This window comes from Vibrio sp. Vb0349, from assembly GCF_033338975.1.
The window spans coordinates 90784-105807 of sequence record NZ_JAWOTS010000009.1 but is presented as its reverse complement, the minus strand read 5'-3'; the positions used below and the strand labels follow the sequence as shown (position 1 = coordinate 105807).

At 43.9% G+C, this 15024-nt stretch carries 12 protein-coding genes; 8 read left to right on the top strand and 4 right to left on the bottom strand.

What is annotated here, in order from left to right; translation table 11 throughout:
• Positions 1–16: 16 nt before the first annotated feature.
• Entirely contained in the window at positions 17–1234 is a 1218-nt protein-coding gene (locus tag R7Q47_RS12525) for an ROK family protein (RefSeq protein ID WP_005385828.1), read from the top strand.
• Between the two features lie 363 nt (positions 1235–1597).
• On the top strand, positions 1598–2551 hold the full coding sequence (locus R7Q47_RS12520; RefSeq protein ID WP_005372976.1) for a chemotaxis protein CheV: 954 nt from the start codon (positions 1598–1600) through the stop codon (positions 2549–2551).
• Positions 2552–2623: 72 nt separating this feature from the next.
• Here the strand turns inward: R7Q47_RS12520 and R7Q47_RS12515 are convergent, their stop codons facing one another.
• The 4 genes from R7Q47_RS12515 to R7Q47_RS12500 all read right to left on the bottom strand — a co-directional run bounded on the left by R7Q47_RS12515 (position 2624) and on the right by R7Q47_RS12500 (position 8702).
• Positions 2624–5698: an error-prone DNA polymerase gene (locus tag R7Q47_RS12515; protein WP_248486870.1), complete on the bottom strand. Its 3075-nt coding sequence runs from the start codon at positions 5696–5698 to the stop codon at positions 2624–2626.
• 27 nt (positions 5699–5725) lie between these two features.
• Positions 5726–7129 (bottom strand): Y-family DNA polymerase, encoded by a 1404-nt coding sequence (locus R7Q47_RS12510; protein ID WP_248486868.1) that lies wholly within the window; start codon positions 7127–7129, stop codon positions 5726–5728.
• Between the two features lie 4 nt (positions 7130–7133).
• Positions 7134–7826, bottom strand: a complete 693-nt coding sequence (gene imuA / locus R7Q47_RS12505; protein ID WP_017821660.1) for a translesion DNA synthesis-associated protein ImuA — start codon at positions 7824–7826, stop codon at positions 7134–7136.
• Between the two features lie 129 nt (positions 7827–7955).
• Positions 7956–8702: a YciK family oxidoreductase gene (locus tag R7Q47_RS12500; protein WP_005372980.1), complete on the bottom strand. Its 747-nt coding sequence runs from the start codon at positions 8700–8702 to the stop codon at positions 7956–7958.
• A 253-nt stretch (positions 8703–8955) separates the two neighbouring features.
• On the opposite strand from R7Q47_RS12500, the gene sohB reads away from it, so the two are divergent.
• From sohB to lapB, 6 genes are all read left to right on the top strand, one after another.
• Entirely contained in the window at positions 8956–10017 is a 1062-nt protein-coding gene (gene sohB, locus R7Q47_RS12495; RefSeq protein WP_213912335.1) for a protease SohB, read from the top strand.
• A 208-nt stretch (positions 10018–10225) separates the two neighbouring features.
• Positions 10226–10906, top strand: a complete 681-nt coding sequence (cmk, locus tag R7Q47_RS12490; RefSeq protein WP_053306696.1) for a (d)CMP kinase — start codon at positions 10226–10228, stop codon at positions 10904–10906.
• Between the two features lie 110 nt (positions 10907–11016).
• Positions 11017–12687 carry a 30S ribosomal protein S1 gene (gene rpsA, locus R7Q47_RS12485; protein WP_005385817.1) on the top strand — a complete coding sequence of 557 codons (1671 nt, stop codon included), beginning with the start codon at positions 11017–11019 and terminating at the stop codon, positions 12685–12687.
• Positions 12688–12900: 213 nt separating this feature from the next.
• On the top strand, positions 12901–13182 hold the full coding sequence (gene ihfB / locus R7Q47_RS12480) for an integration host factor subunit beta (protein ID WP_005385816.1): 282 nt from the start codon (positions 12901–12903) through the stop codon (positions 13180–13182).
• Between the two features lie 269 nt (positions 13183–13451).
• Positions 13452–13748 (top strand): LapA family protein, encoded by a 297-nt coding sequence (locus R7Q47_RS12475; protein WP_005376663.1) that lies wholly within the window; start codon positions 13452–13454, stop codon positions 13746–13748.
• Between the two features lie 18 nt (positions 13749–13766).
• Positions 13767–14942: a lipopolysaccharide assembly protein LapB gene (lapB, locus tag R7Q47_RS12470; RefSeq protein WP_005376665.1), complete on the top strand. Its 1176-nt coding sequence runs from the start codon at positions 13767–13769 to the stop codon at positions 14940–14942.
• Positions 14943–15024: the final 82 nt, after the last annotated feature.

Genomic DNA, 15024 nt, shown 5'->3' with positions numbered 1-15024 from the left:
AATTTCGGAGTGCAAGATGTACATGGCTCAACCGGGCCATATTGATCATATCAAACAGGTCAATGCTGGTCGTGTATATAAACTAATTGACCTAAAAGGTCCTATTTCTCGAATTGATTTGTCCAAGCAGAGTGAGCTTGCTCCTGCTAGTATCACCAAAATCACTCGAGAATTAATTGAAGCGCACTTGATTCATGAAACGACAGTACAAGAAGCGACGAGTCGTGGTCGACCTGCTGTCGGTTTGCAGGTCAATAATGAAGGCTGGCAATTTTTGTCAATGCGTTTGGGGCGAGGTTATTTAACCATTGCTTTGCATGAGTTAGGCGGTGATGTACTGATCGATACTAAAATCGAGATACACGAGCTTGATCAAGACGATGTGCTTGAGCGCCTGCTTTACGAAATTGATGAATTTTTTCAGACTTACGCGGATCAACTGGATCGGGTTACCAGTATTGCCCTTACGCTGCCTGGTCTCGTGAACTCAGAGCAAGGTGTCGTTTTGCAGATGCCTCATTACAATGTCGAAAATCTTGCTCTTGGACCAGAGATATACAAAGCAACAGGCTTGCCAGTTTTCATTGCCAATGACACGCGAGCTTGGGCATTAGCAGAAAAGCTTTTTGGTCATTCTCAAGATAATGACAACTCCGTTCTTATCTCTATCCACCACGGTTTAGGTGCGGGCATCATTCTGGATGGGCGCGTTTTGCAAGGTCGTCACGGTAACATTGGTGAACTCGGGCATATTCAAATTGACCCAAATGGAAAACGTTGTCATTGCGGCAATATTGGCTGTTTGGAAACCGTTGCCAGTTCTCAAGCCATTCGTGAAGAAGTCGTAAGACGAATCGCTGATGGCGAAGACTCTATTCTTGCTAAACAAGAAGAAATGAGTATTGAGAGCATTTGTGAAGCCGCTGCAAACGGTGATCCTTTGGCCGTCGATGTGATTGAAAAACTTGGACGCTACTTAGGCTCTGCAATTGCTATTGTGATCAACTTATTTAACCCTGAGAAAATCTTGATCGGTGGTGTGATTAACCAAGCAAAAGATGTGCTTTATCCTGCGGTTCGTCGCTGTATCGAAGAGCAGAGTTTACCTGTTTATCACCAAGATCTTGAGCTGGTGGAGTCTCGTTTCTATAAGCAAGCCACAATGCCTGGTGCCGCGTTGATTAAGCAAGCGTTGTACGATGGTCAACTATTGATGAAGGTTGTGGAAGGTTAAGTACTTTTTAACATGATGATGTGCCTAGCTGTTGAGACTGCATTTGTAGGTGATTTAGGGTGAGACTTAACGGCTCACCCTTTTTGATCGCCTATTACTAGAAAGGGAATTTGAGTTATGCTGCATTGCTATATCTGCGCCATTCATGTAATTTCCTAAAAAGCTCAAGTAAATAAACAAAATGGCTTTCAATGTGCTGCGTGACTTTGCGTCTGATACAAAGAGAAGTAATACGCTAAAACTGTTGTACTTTAAAGCTGTGCTCGAAAAGCCAAATATTTTAAGGTTATTTGGTTATATAACCTTGCTGTGTCTGTAATGATTTCGAGTAAAATAAGAATTATCCATAATTTAGGTAGTAGTATGTCCGGAGTGTTAAATACGGTTGACCAGCGTACAAACTTGGTTGGTGAAAATCGACTAGAGCTTCTGCTGTTCACTTTAAATAGTCGCCAATTATTTGCGATTAATGTGTTCAAAGTGAAAGAGGTCATCAAGCTTCCACCGTTAACCAAGCTCCCTGGATCGCACTACAATATTCGTGGGGTTGCTTCTCTACGAGGTGAAGCGGTACCAGTGATTGATTTACGAGGCGCAATTGGTTTTCCTGCTTTACGTGGTGAAGCGGAAGAAGAAAATTTGATCGTGACAGAGTACAACCGCACGGTGCAGGGCTTCTTAGTCGGTCCGGTTAAAAACATTATTAATACGGCATGGACTGAAATTCAGCCGCCTCCTTCTACGTCTGGTCGCTCGAATTACCTCACGGCTATCACGCAAATCAAAGAGGGGGATGCCTCTCAAATTGTCGAAATTATTGACGTTGAAAAAGTTTTAGCAGAGATCGTGCATTACGACGTGACTATTTCGGAGGACATTCTCGATCAAGAATTGGCCCAAGCAATGGTCGGGCGTAATGTTCTGATTGTAGATGATTCCTCTACAGCTCGTAATCAAGTTCGCGATACGCTTTCTCAATTGGGTATGAATATCATCGAGTGTCGTGACGGGCTAGAAGCGCTAACGGTTTTAAAACGTTGGTGTGATGAAGGTAAAGATGTAGAAAAAGAGCTGTTGATGATGATTACGGATGCTGAAATGCCTGAAATGGACGGTTATAAACTGACCCATGAAGTGCGCCAAGATCCACGTATGTCTAAGTTGTTTATCACATTGAACACTTCTCTGAGCGGTAGTTTTAATGAAGCCATGGTGCAAAAAGTAGGCTGTGATCGCTTTATATCTAAATTCCAACCGGATCTGCTGGTTGAAGTTGCTCAAGACCGATTACGCCAGATGCTTTCTAAAAGTGCATGATTAGATCTAGTGAAATCAGAGGGAGCGCACCTCTCTCTGTTTTTTAACATCTCTCTCCTTAATTCCTCTGTACTAATGGAAATCCCGAGATTTACTTTGTAGATTGTTCAAGTAGTGCGTGCAATCAATCAACTTACCAGCAATGACGTGCGTGACTTCTCCCTCTCTTTCAAGAATGCCTTTCACCATTAATACTTTAGCGCCTAAATACGCTTGCTTTTGGGCTCGTGCTGTCGCTTGCCAAACGACCACATTAATGTTGCCCGTGTCATCTTCTAACGTAAAAAATGTCACGCCAGCGGCGGTGCCTGGAGATTGTCTTCCTGTTACCACACCTACCACTGTGACCAGTGACTTATGCGGTTTCTCTGTCAGTTGCCTCATGCGGGTAAAGTGAGGGAGTTTGCCCGTTTCTTCTAATAATTTAATTGGATGGCGGCTAAAAGATAGTCCCGTGCTTGCGTAATCCTCAATTAAATTTTCATATTCAGAAGGTTGAGTCTGGTAGCTAACATTGGGTTCTTCGACCTTGTGAAACAATGGTAGGTCAGATAAGGAATCCATTGCTGCCCAGCGAGCGTTATAACGATTTCCCGATAAGGCCTGAAATGCATTGGCTGAAGCCAATAATTCAATGTCACTTCGGCTTCTTAATATCTGCTTTACTTCTTGAATCGATCGGTAACCATTAAGTGGTTTGCGCTCAATAAGCCTTTGTGCGCTTTCTGCGTTAAAGCCTTTCACCAAGCGAAAACCAAGTTGCACGCCGAGCCTGCCATTCGGACGTGAGACGAGATGATGTTGATATTTTGAATGATTGACGCACACCGGCAATACTTCGACGCCATGTCGGCGAGCATCTTGTACTAATTGCGATGGGCTATAAAATCCCATTGGTTGGCTGTTCAACAATGCAGTGTAAAATTCGGCTGGGTAATAATATTTTAACCATGCAGAACAATATGCCAGCACTGCGAAAGACGCTGAATGACTTTCAGGGAAGCCGTACTCACCAAAGCCGCAAATCTGATCGAAAATGCGCTCAGCAAACGCTAAGTCATAACCTCTCTCTTGCATACCATTGATCAGTTTTGGTCTGAATTTAGCGAGATCGCCATTCTTTTTCCATGATGCCATCGCTCGACGGAGTTGATCGGCCTCGCCGCCGCTAAACCCTGCGGCTACCATGGCTAGCTTGATGACTTGCTCTTGGAAAATAGGGACGCCCATAGTCCGCTCAAGAACGCTTTTTACTTCTTCCGATGGATAACTGACAGGCTCTTTGTGATCTCGTCGTTTTAAAAAAGGATGCACCATATCACCCTGAATAGGGCCTGGACGAACAATTGCAATTTGAATCACTAAGTCGTAATAACAAGCAGGCTTTAGGCGAGGAAGCATGCTCATTTGTGCACGAGATTCAATTTGGAATACGCCTATCGTGTCGGCTTTTTGGATCATGCGGTACACGTGTGGATCATCTTGTCGGCGAGTGATTTCGGAAATAGAGAGGGATCGCTGGTGATGTTTCTCGACCAGCTGAAAGCACTTTTTGATGGCGTTTAACATACCGAGTGCGAGTACATCGACTTTTAGTAGCTTCAAGCTTTCTAAATCGTCTTTATCCCATTGAATGATAGTGCGATCTTCCATCGAGGCATTTTCAACAGGTACCAACTCATATAAAGGGCCAGATGAAATTACAAAGCCACCTACGTGCTGAGATAAATGGCGTGGGAAGCCAATGATCTCGTTGACCAATTGGATGAACTGCTGCCCTTTGAGAGATTCTGGTTGTAAGCCCAGTTCAATAATTTGAGCTTGCCAGCCTTGGCTGCGATCTCGGCGATTAACGTTCTTAATGAAAAAATCCAATTGGGTCTCTTCAATCCCTAGTGCTTTACCGACTTCACGCACGGCACTTTTAAAGCGATAGCTGATCACTGTTGCAGCAAGTGCTGCACGCTCACGGCCATATTTTTTGTAAATATACTGGATAACTTCTTCACGGCGCTCGTGTTCAAAGTCCACATCAATATCCGGCGGTTCCTTACGTTCTTTACTGATAAATCGTTCGAATAAGACAGCGATTTGCCGAGGATCGACGGCGGTAATTTCCAGGCAATAACACACCACAGAGTTTGCAGCGGAACCCCGCCCTTGGTAAAGAATGTCTTGCTGTTTCGCGAACATTACGATGTCGTGAATAGTAAGGAAATAGTAGTGGTATTTCAGCTCTTGAATAAGCGCCAGTTCATTCTCGATGGTTTGATTGACTTCTGCTGGCACGCCTTCAGGAAAACGCAGCTTTTTACCGCGCTCGACCAACATACGTAAGTAAGAGTCGGGTGTATAACCATCTGGGATCAGCTCGGTAGGATATTCGTATTTTAAATCGGAGAGCTTAAACTCGCATAAATCGGCGATATAAGTGCTTTCTTCCAGCCATTCTGGTTTGTAAATCCGAATCAACTTTTTAAAAGGACGAAGCGCTCGCTCAGTATTCGAAATACGGTCAAAACCGAGTTTATCGACGCTACACCCATGCTTTATAGCAGTAAGTACATGTTGTAATGGCAAGCGTTCAACATCATGCATGAGAACGCCTCCGCAGGCAGTTATAGGTAATTGAAATTCATGTGCTAACTGCTCGCAGTGCGCAATGTATTCAGTATCGTTGTTACTCAAATGGCGCTGAATCGCTACCCACAAACGATTAGCGTGGTGTTGATTGAGCCAGCGCCCCCAATAGTGATCACTCTCTTGATGTGTGGGCAGCCACAATACCAAACAATGTCGAACCGACATCAAATCCCATTCGAATAGTTGATAGTTGCCTTTTTCACTGCGTCTTCTTGCGTTTGTGATGATACGACACAACTCGGCATAAGCCTTGCGACAAGGGCAAAGCAGTACGATTTGGCATTCATCATTTAACCAAAACATACTTCCAACGATTTGTTTGATATCGAGTTTATGTTGTTCGATGGTCGCATGGGCTTTGACAACGCCCGCGACTGAACATTCATCCGTTATAGCTAGAGCTTGATAGCGATAGAAAGCAGCTTGGAGTACCAGCTCTTCTGCATGAGAAGCCCCAGTCAAAAAAGAGAAGTTAGACTGACAAAATAGTTCCGCGTAACTCATAATGACCCAACAAAAATAACTGTCGATTTAACAAAAATAGCCATGAAGAAACCAGTGCTTGTGCTGATCGCGAAATATCCATAACCAGCGGCCTTGCTTGGTGTGTGCAATGTAGTAATCACGCATGATCTCATCACCATCCCACCACCCAGAAACTATTCGCTCAGGTCCGTGGACCAAAGAAACTTGCTCTTGCAATACAATGGGAGTCGGTAATTGCATTGCTGGGCGTAGTATGGATGGTATGGCGTGCCCCTTTTCATCCGGAGCATCAGCAGGGCGATACTGACTGGCCTTTTCTGGTCTAGGATCGCAAGCAATATTGGGTTTTAAAACAGCACTTTTTCCCAATTTAGCTTGCAGTAAAGAGAGCAGCTCTAAAGCATTCATGTTTCCTTTCTGCCCAGCAAAGAGATCGCGTGATGCACTAAGAGGCTCACCTTGACGGATGACTTTTAACGTTAGCCCTGTGACTGGGCCATTAAGCGAGAGTGATTCTAAGCTTAAACTCGCTAACTGTTGCCAACGCTGACATAGGTAATCACCTTGCGCAGAAGTGAGTTGAAGGTGTTGCTCTTGTTTCTCACGCTGGTGGAGTGCTAAACACAGTTCAAAAGCGACCTTATCTCTTAATTTAAGAAAGGTTTCGAGTTGACGAAGTAATTTGGCCAACGGCTTTTCAATCCACTGAACGTTTTCGATCTCAAACAACAGCTCTAAATAAACTTGGAAGGATTCGGTAGGGTGATAAAAGTCGACAGGGTGTTTAAACTGCCCAGTCAGTCGACCAACGTAGTTCACCAAATCGATATCAAAGCGTCGTGCGATGTCTTGCAATGGCAGTTCAAGCAGGTTTTGCAATGTGGTGACGCCTACACGTTGTAACTTCTCTACTGTAGCGCTTGATAAATCTGCCAGTGTTAACGGTAATGGTGATAGGACTTTTTGTATGGCAGATTTGTCTTCGCCGATGACGTTCGCTCCTGATAATGCCATCAATTTGGCAGCAAAAGGCGAAAAACCACATCCGAATTGAAAACTCAGTTTCAGCTCCGATAAGTGAGCTCTGACTTTATTCCAATAGTTTTCAAGCCCTTCATACAGAGCGAGCATTGGAGTAGCACGTAGTAAAATACCTTGGTTTGGCATCAACACAACGTCAGATGTGATCAAATACAGCCATTGAGCAATTTCTTGTAACTTGCTCCATTCGGTGTGCGGATGATAAGGATGCACTTGTAAATCTCGACACAAGGACGCAGCACTGCCTAAGCCCATACCAGGCTTAATGCCTTGTTGTTCGGCAATCTCGTTGTATTGAATAATCTGGCAACGTTGGCTTTCGACAATCACCACGGGTTGTTCTTGGTTATCACCAAAGAGTGCGTCTAGCTGCAGGCGAGGGAAGTGCAAGTAAATCCACAGAGCCATATCACTAACCTTGGTTCGCCAGTGGGAAATTGACCACAGTCGAGTGCACAGTTTCAGATGATGGTTTCACCAGTTGCGGATAATGGTGTTGGAAGCCGATACTAACGCTACCTCTATTCCAGCCTCCTTTCCTTTTCAGCACTTCAACATGAATCCCTTGCTCGTCGCCTTTCAGTTTTAAACTGAGTGACACAGGCAAAGACAAGCGGTTGATAGTATCTGTTTTAAGCATAAAGAGAGGGCAACTCCCTTGTTCACTTGCTACCTGTAAGCGTTTCACTTGATGTATTTCAAGCTCTTCTTGCCATAACAAAACATTACTGCATACCCCACTTTTCAGACATTGCTCTGCAGCCCAAAGAGCATCTTTGGGGTGAGTTGGAGTAACGACCCACACTTGGTTTATATCCAACCCGATGTAGTGTAAAAACAGAGAATTCACTAGCGCAGGTGGTTGAATAAATGCGGTCACACCATTGGTCTGAGTGGCTTTTAAATAGGGAGCGAGCAAACGCAATTCACCAATACTACCAATAGATTCCATCTCCACTACGCCATGAGGTGGAAAGCCTCCGCCGAGCAAATCATCTAATTCAGAAAAACCGGAACTAGTCTGCAACTGCTGAGGATCTGCTTTCGTTAAATTTGCTTGCCAAACAAGGTGTTGGCTTTTTAAGTTCTGAATAATATCTTGCATAATAAATACCTGTATATATATACAGTATATTTCTGTGGGAGAAAGTCGCAAGATTTTTATGAAGAGAGAAATGAAAAAAGGCAGCGTTTGCTGCCTTTTCAATCGATTATGTGAGGTAACCTGAATGAGTTATTTACGCTTCGGTTGAGCGTCGATGCACTGACCGTTCACATCGGTAACCGCAGGATCCATTAAGTGCAAATATAGCGGCATGATATCCAGTGGCGTTTTGAGAGTATTCGCATCTTCACCCGGATATGCTTTTTCACGCATGCGAGTACGAGTGGCACCAGGGTTAATTGCGTTAACGCGGATCGGTGTATCACTCAGCTCGTCAGCCAAAACTTGCATCATGCCTTCTACGGCAAATTTAGAGATAGCGTATGGCCCCCAGAATGCGCGGCCAGAGTGGCCGACGGTTGAAGAGGTAAAGATAATACGCCCAGCTTCTGATTTACGCATCACAGGCAGTAGTGCTTGAGTCATTAGCACTTCGGCTTTCACGTTGATCTGCATGATATCGTCGAAGTCTTCCTCTTTGATTTGATCAAATGGACACAGCGAACTCAAGACACCTGCGTTGTGTAATAGACCATCCAAGCGACCAAACTGTCCTTCGATTGTCTCTGCCATATCAATGTAATTCTGCTGAGTTGCACCCTTGAGATCCAATGGAATGATAGCAGCTTGTGGATAGCCAGCAGCTTCAATCTCATCATAGATAGATTCAAGGTTTTGCACATTTCTACCCAAGAGAATAACAGTTGCACCGTGCTCGGCATAAGAAAGCGCGGCTTGACGGCCGATGCCATTACCAGCGCCAGTAACAAGAATGACTTTACCTTTTAGAGCATCAGCTGAAACGGAGTAGTTCACGGCGATAAATCCTTATTATTGTAAGAGGGTCCATGATAGTTAATTGACGCTAAAAACGCCTGTTTCTCAATGGAAAATCTTGGTAATCGTGACAAGATGGTTACAATACACCAATTCATGTGTTATACCAATTCCAGAACTTTCGTTAGGTATGCTATCAATCAGAACAAGTGGTTACAAACCGCGCTGCCTTCTCGCTGATGTTTCTGCGTAACATACTAACGTCATCTGAAATGAGATAAAGGAGCTCTCGTTGGAATTTTTATTAGATTATGGTCTGTTTCTGGCCAAAATTATCACGGTGGTTGCTGCGATAATTGTTCTGCTCATTATTGCAAAATCGGCTGGTGGCAAATCGGGTGCGGCGAAAGGGGAGTTAGAGATTACCAACCTTTCAGAGCAACACAAACAATCTGTTGAGCAGTTAGAGCATCATTTGCATGACGATGCTTTCATCAAGGCTCGAGATAAAGCCGTCAAGAAAGAAGAAAAAGAGAAGAACAAATCTCGCGAGAAAGAAATCAAACAAGCGAGCAAAGACGGTTCATTAGATAGCAAGCGTGAACCACACCTATTTGTTCTTGATTTCAACGGTAGCATAGACGCAAAAGAAGTCGCGTCTCTACGTGAAGAAATCACCGCTATTTTGGCTGTCGCACGTGAAGGTGATGAAGTGTTACTTCGCTTAGAGTCTGGCGGTGGTATGGTTCATGGTTACGGCCTTGCCTCTTCTCAACTGGACCGAATCAAAGCTGCGGGTCTTCCTCTGACCATCTCTGTTGACAAAGTTGCGGCAAGTGGCGGTTACATGATGGCATGTGTAGCAGATAAAATTGTTTCTGCACCATTTGCAATTGTGGGTTCTATTGGCGTTATCGCACAGATTCCTAACTTCAACAAACTGTTGAAGAAACATGACATTGAGTACGAACAACTAACAGCGGGTGAATATAAACGCACGCTAACGATGTTCGGTGAGAATACCGATAAAGCGCGCGATAAGTTTAAGCAAGAACTTGAAGAAACACATGTCTTGTTTAAAGACTTCATCCGTGAGCGTCGTCCTAGTTTGGACCTAGACAAAGTAGCCACTGGGGAGCACTGGTTCGGTACACAAGCGAAAGAGCTTGGTTTGGTGGATGACATTGGTACATCTGATGATATCGTTGTTGCAGCATGCAAAGATAAAACTGTACTTTCTGTGCATTATGTACAAAAGAAAAAACTGGCCGACAAGCTAGCAGGTGTGGCGGGTAAAGTCGCTGATAGTGTGATTTTAAAGTTAGCTGAGCGTGGTCAAAAGCCGATTGTTTAATCGAGCTTAAGTTCATGACATTTAAAACGGCGAGGGCGGAAGCTCTCGCCGTTTTTGTTGAACTTTATGTTTATTGATGAATCCAATTACGCATTAGGTGTAATGCTTTACACGACATTTTTCCTCGCTCCAAAGACTGATTACCCGTATAATGTGCGCCTCGAAAACCGAGCAAATTGCTGAAAAGAAACTATTGGTGGAGAAGAACATGTCCTCTCAAACTCCGGTTGTAACCGTAGATGGACCTAGTGGTGCAGGTAAAGGCACTTTATGTATGTTGCTGGCGAAAAAGTTGGGTTTCCAACTCTTAGACTCTGGCGCAATTTATCGTGTACTTGCACTCGCTGCGATTCACCACGGTGTCGACACCGAGTCAGAAGATGCTCTTGTCCCACTAGCAACACACCTAGACGTTCAATTTATCGCGGAAGGTGACTTAGTTAAGGTCATTCTAGAAGGCGAAGACGTGTCAGGGGAGCTTCGCAAAGAAGAAACAGGTATGGCAGCATCTAAAGTTGCGGCTTTGCCACGTGTTCGTGAAGCATTACTACGTCGTCAGCGTGCATTTGAGACCGCTCCGGGTCTGGTTGCTGATGGTCGTGATATGGGCACAATTGTATTCCCGAGTGCGCAAGCAAAAATCTTCCTTGATGCGAGTGCTGAAGAGCGTGCAAATCGACGCCTTAAACAGTTGCAAGAGAAAGGGTTAGATGTTAGATTTGCTGACCTTTTAAGCGAGATCCAAGAGCGTGACGACCGAGATCGTAACCGCCCAGTGGCGCCATTACGCCCTGCTGAGGATGCGCTTGTGCTAGATTCTACGTCGATGAGTATCGACGAAGTAGTAGAAAAGGCACTACAATATATCGAATCGAAGCTAGCTGAGTAATAATACTCGACTAGGCTAAGAGCGTTGGTCGCAAGGATGATGACTGGCGAATTTAATAACCCCATGCGGTAGGATACCCGTGGAAGTTTAATTTATTGAAGATTAATTAAATGACTGAATCTTTTGCTCAACTCTTTGAAGAGTTTCTAAACGAAACAGAATTCCAACAAGGCAGCATCGTTAAAGGTACTGTAGTAGCTATCGAGAACGGTTTCGTTCTTGTTGACGCTGGTCTTAAGTCTGAATCTGCTATCCCTGCTGAACAGTTCAAGAACGCTGCTGGCGAACTTGAAGTAGAAGTTGGCGCTGAAGTAGACGTAGCTCTAGACGCTGTTGAAGATGGTTTCGGTGAAACTCAACTTTCTCGTGAGAAAGCTAAGCGTCACGAAGCTTGGATCGTACTTGAGAAAGCTTACGAAGAAGCTGAAACTGTTGTTGGTATCATCAACGGTAAAGTTAAAGGCGGTTTCACTGTTGAACTAAACGGTATCCGTGCTTTCCTTCCTGGCTCTCTAGTAGACGTACGTCCAATCCGCGACACTGCTCACCTAGAAAACAAAGAGCTAGAGTTCAAAGTTATCAAACTTGACCAAAAACGTAACAACGTAGTTGTTTCACGTCGTGCAGTTATCGAATCAGAGAACAGCGTTGAGCGTGACGAGCTTCTAGAAACTCTACAAGAAGGTTCTGAAGTTAAAGGTATCGTTAAGAACCTTACTGACTACGGTGCGTTCGTTGACCTAGGTGGCGTTGACGGTCTTCTACATATCACTGATATGGCTTGGAAGCGCGTTAAGCACCCATCTGAAATCGTTAACGTTGGTGACGAGATCCAAGTTAAAGTTCTTAAGTTCGACCGTGAGCGTACTCGCGTATCACTAGGTCTTAAGCAACTAGGCGAAGATCCATGGGTAGCAATCGCTAAGCGTTACCCAGAAGGTCACAAACTAACTGGTCGCGTAACTAACCTAACTGACTACGGCTGCTTCGTTGAAATCGAAGAAGGCGTTGAAGGTCTAGTTCACGTTTCAGAAATGGATTGGACTAACAAGAACATCCACCCTTCTAAAGTTGTTAATGTTGGCGACGAAGTTGAGGTTATGGTTCTTGAAATCGACGAAGAACGTCGTCGTATCTCTCTAGGTCTGAAACAGTGTAAAGCTAACCCATGGCAGTCATTCGCTGAAGCACAAGCTAAAGGCGACAAAGTTACTGGTAAGATCAAGTCTATCACTGACTTCGGTATCTTCATCGGTCTAGAAGGCGGCATCGACGGTCTAGTTCACCTATCTGACATTTCTTGGAATGTTGCTGGCGAAGAAGCTGTACGTGAGTACAAGAAAGGCGACGAGATCTCTGCAGTTGTTCTAGCAGTAGACGCTGAGCGTGAGCGCATCTCTCTAGGCATCAAGCAAATGGAAAATGACCCATTCAATGCTTACGTTGCTGACAACAAGAAAGGTGTTCTAGTTAACGCTACTGTAACTGCTGTTGACGCTAAAGGCGCTACTGTTGAAATCGCAGAAGGCGTTGAAGGTTACATCCGTGCTTCTGAAGTATCACGCGATCGCGTAGAAGATGCTTCTCTAATCCTAAGCGCTGGTGATGTTGTTGAAGCGAAGTTCACAGGTGTAGACCGTAAGAACCGCGTAATCAACCTATCTATCAAAGCTAAAGACGAAGCTGACGAGCAAGAAGCAATGGCATCTATCAACAAGCAAGATGACAATGCATTCGGTAACGCAATGGCTGACGCTTTCAAAGCTGCTAAAGGCGAATAATATACTCGCTTAAGCAAAAAAGGAGCCGCAAGGCTCCTTTTTTATATTTGGTCATATTTAAGTAGTAATACTAATGACAGTAAACTATCTTAATAAAAGGCATTTCTTCATTGCGCATTTTGCATAAAATTTGTCTAGAATTGTCAGCAAGTGTTTGTTGGAATTAGTATTACTTACTATAATAAGTGATAAAGATACTCAAAGAGGGCAACTATGACTAAGTCTGAACTGATTGAAAGACTCTGCGCTGAGCAAACACACTTATCAGCGAAAGAGGTAGAGGATGCTGTAAAAGATATTTTAGAGCACATGGCCTCTACACTAGAGAGCGGTGACCGTATCGAGATCCGTGGCTTTGGTAGTTTTTCTCTTCATTACCGCGAGCCTCGCGTAGGTCGTAACCCTAAAACGGGCGATAAAGTGGAATTGGAAGGTAAATACGTTCCACATTTCAAACCTGGTAAAGAACTTCGTGAGCGTGTAAATATTGGTTAATGCACTCTTATTAGTTTGAAAAAAGCGGCATACGTTTGTGTATGCCGCTTTTTTGTAATGTATCCAAGTTAGTCATACATCCAAGATCGTTTACTAATCTAATTGTGGATTCAGCTGTTTTCTATACCCAAATAACTTTAACTTCTAAGCATGTCTACAAACTAAGCATCTTGAGGTTACTTGGGTATAGATTATTGCTAATATACGTAGTCTGAAGAAGCATTTTCCTGCATAATCTTACCGACTTACTCCTAGAAGGGTGATGTAACATGAAAATTATAAAAATCGTTGCTGTTTTAGCTCTCTTTTTAATTGCATTGGCGTTAGGTTCCCAAAACCAAGAGCTCGTGACTTTTAACTATCTTCTAGCAAAAGGAGAGTTCCACTTATCTACGCTATTAGGTGTAGTATTTGTGGTTGGCTTTGCTTTAGCGTGGGTTATCTTTGGTAGCATCCAACTGAAAACTCAGCTACAGGTCCGTCGTTTAAAGAAAAAACTGAAAAAGTACGAACCAACTGAATCAAACAACGCTGCTGATAAGCCAGCCATTGAAAAACAGGCATAAGGATAAGGCTTAACTTTAATGCTTGAACTACTCTTCTTGTTGTTGCCTATAGCTGCTGCGTATGGCTGGTATATGGGGCATCGCAGCGCTCAGCAAGACAAGCAGAAGCAATCTCATCAAATCTCTCGTCAGTATATGACGGGTCTTAATCTGCTGCTCTCTGACCAATCAGATAAGGCTGTCGATCACTTTATTGAATTGCTCCAAGTTGATAACGAGACCATCGATACTCACCTTGCGTTGGGTAACCTGTTCCGGTCTCGTGGTGAAGTCGACCGCGCAATCAGAATTCACCAAAATCTTATTTCTCGTTCAGGCTTAACACTGGACCAAAAGAACCTCGCCCTTCAACAGTTAGCGAAAGACTACATGGTCTCAGGTTTTCTTGATCGTGCAGAGAAAATCTTCGAACAGTTAGTCGAAGAGCCAGATTACAAAGAGGCGGCTCTTCAACAATTAGTGACCATTTATCAGCAAACACGAGAATGGGAAAAGGCGATTTATTACGCGAACCAATTGGCTAAGTTAGGTAATAAACGCTCAAGGATGCGTGCAAATATTGCCCATTTTTGGTGTGAAATAGCCATGCTCGACCAAGCTGATGGGAATACTAATAAGGCAATACAGCATTTTAAAAAAGCGTTAGCGGAAGACCCGAAGTGTGTTCGAGCAAGTATTGCTTTGGGACGAATTTACCTAGAGTCTGAAGACTATAAGCACACCATCAAATATCTGACGGGGGTACTTGAGCAAGATAAAGACTTTATCAGTGATGTCTTGCCAACTATTGCAGAATGCTATCATCATCTGGGTCAGGAAGATGAACTTGTCGAGTTTCTGAGAGCTTGTATTGATAAGAAAGCAGGCGTATCAGCCGAGTTGATGTTGGCTCAATTAGTTGCTCATCACGAGAACGTTGGGGCTGCTCAAGAGTTACTGACGAAACAATTGCTGAAAAACCCAACCATGAAGGGCTTCTACCGTTTAATTGACTACCACATTGCAGAAGCAGAAGATGGTCGAGCGAAAGACAGCCTATCAACACTACAAGCGATGGTGGGTGAACAGTTAAAAGTGAAACCGCATTACCGATGCCGGAAGTGTGGATTTTCTACCCATTCCCTTTATTGGCATTGTCCGTCCTGTAAAGGATGGGGGACGATCAAGCCAATCCGCGGATTGGATGGTGAATAATTCTTAATGCAGCTGGCAGAGTTTCTGTCCGCTGCATTTTTTTAACTTTTTATTGAATAAGAACCAAAACAGTTAGGAGATG

Coding starts and splice junctions, on each gene's coding strand:
- lapB (WP_005376665.1), top strand. CDS start 13,767: ATGCTTGAACTACTCTTCTTGTTGTTGCCTATAGCTGCTGCGTATGGC.
- R7Q47_RS12520 (WP_005372976.1), top strand. CDS start 1,598: ATGTCCGGAGTGTTAAATACGGTTGACCAGCGTACAAACTTGGTTGGT.
- R7Q47_RS12510 (WP_248486868.1), bottom strand. CDS start 7,129: ATGGCTCTGTGGATTTACTTGCACTTCCCTCGCCTGCAGCTAGACGCA.
- ihfB (WP_005385816.1), top strand. CDS start 12,901: ATGACTAAGTCTGAACTGATTGAAAGACTCTGCGCTGAGCAAACACAC.
- R7Q47_RS12475 (WP_005376663.1), top strand. CDS start 13,452: ATGAAAATTATAAAAATCGTTGCTGTTTTAGCTCTCTTTTTAATTGCA.
- R7Q47_RS12525 (WP_005385828.1), top strand. CDS start 17: ATGTACATGGCTCAACCGGGCCATATTGATCATATCAAACAGGTCAAT.
- imuA (WP_017821660.1), bottom strand. CDS start 7,826: ATGCAAGATATTATTCAGAACTTAAAAAGCCAACACCTTGTTTGGCAA.
- rpsA (WP_005385817.1), top strand. CDS start 11,017: ATGACTGAATCTTTTGCTCAACTCTTTGAAGAGTTTCTAAACGAAACA.
- R7Q47_RS12515 (WP_248486870.1), bottom strand. CDS start 5,698: ATGAGTTACGCGGAACTATTTTGTCAGTCTAACTTCTCTTTTTTGACT.
- cmk (WP_053306696.1), top strand. CDS start 10,226: ATGTCCTCTCAAACTCCGGTTGTAACCGTAGATGGACCTAGTGGTGCA.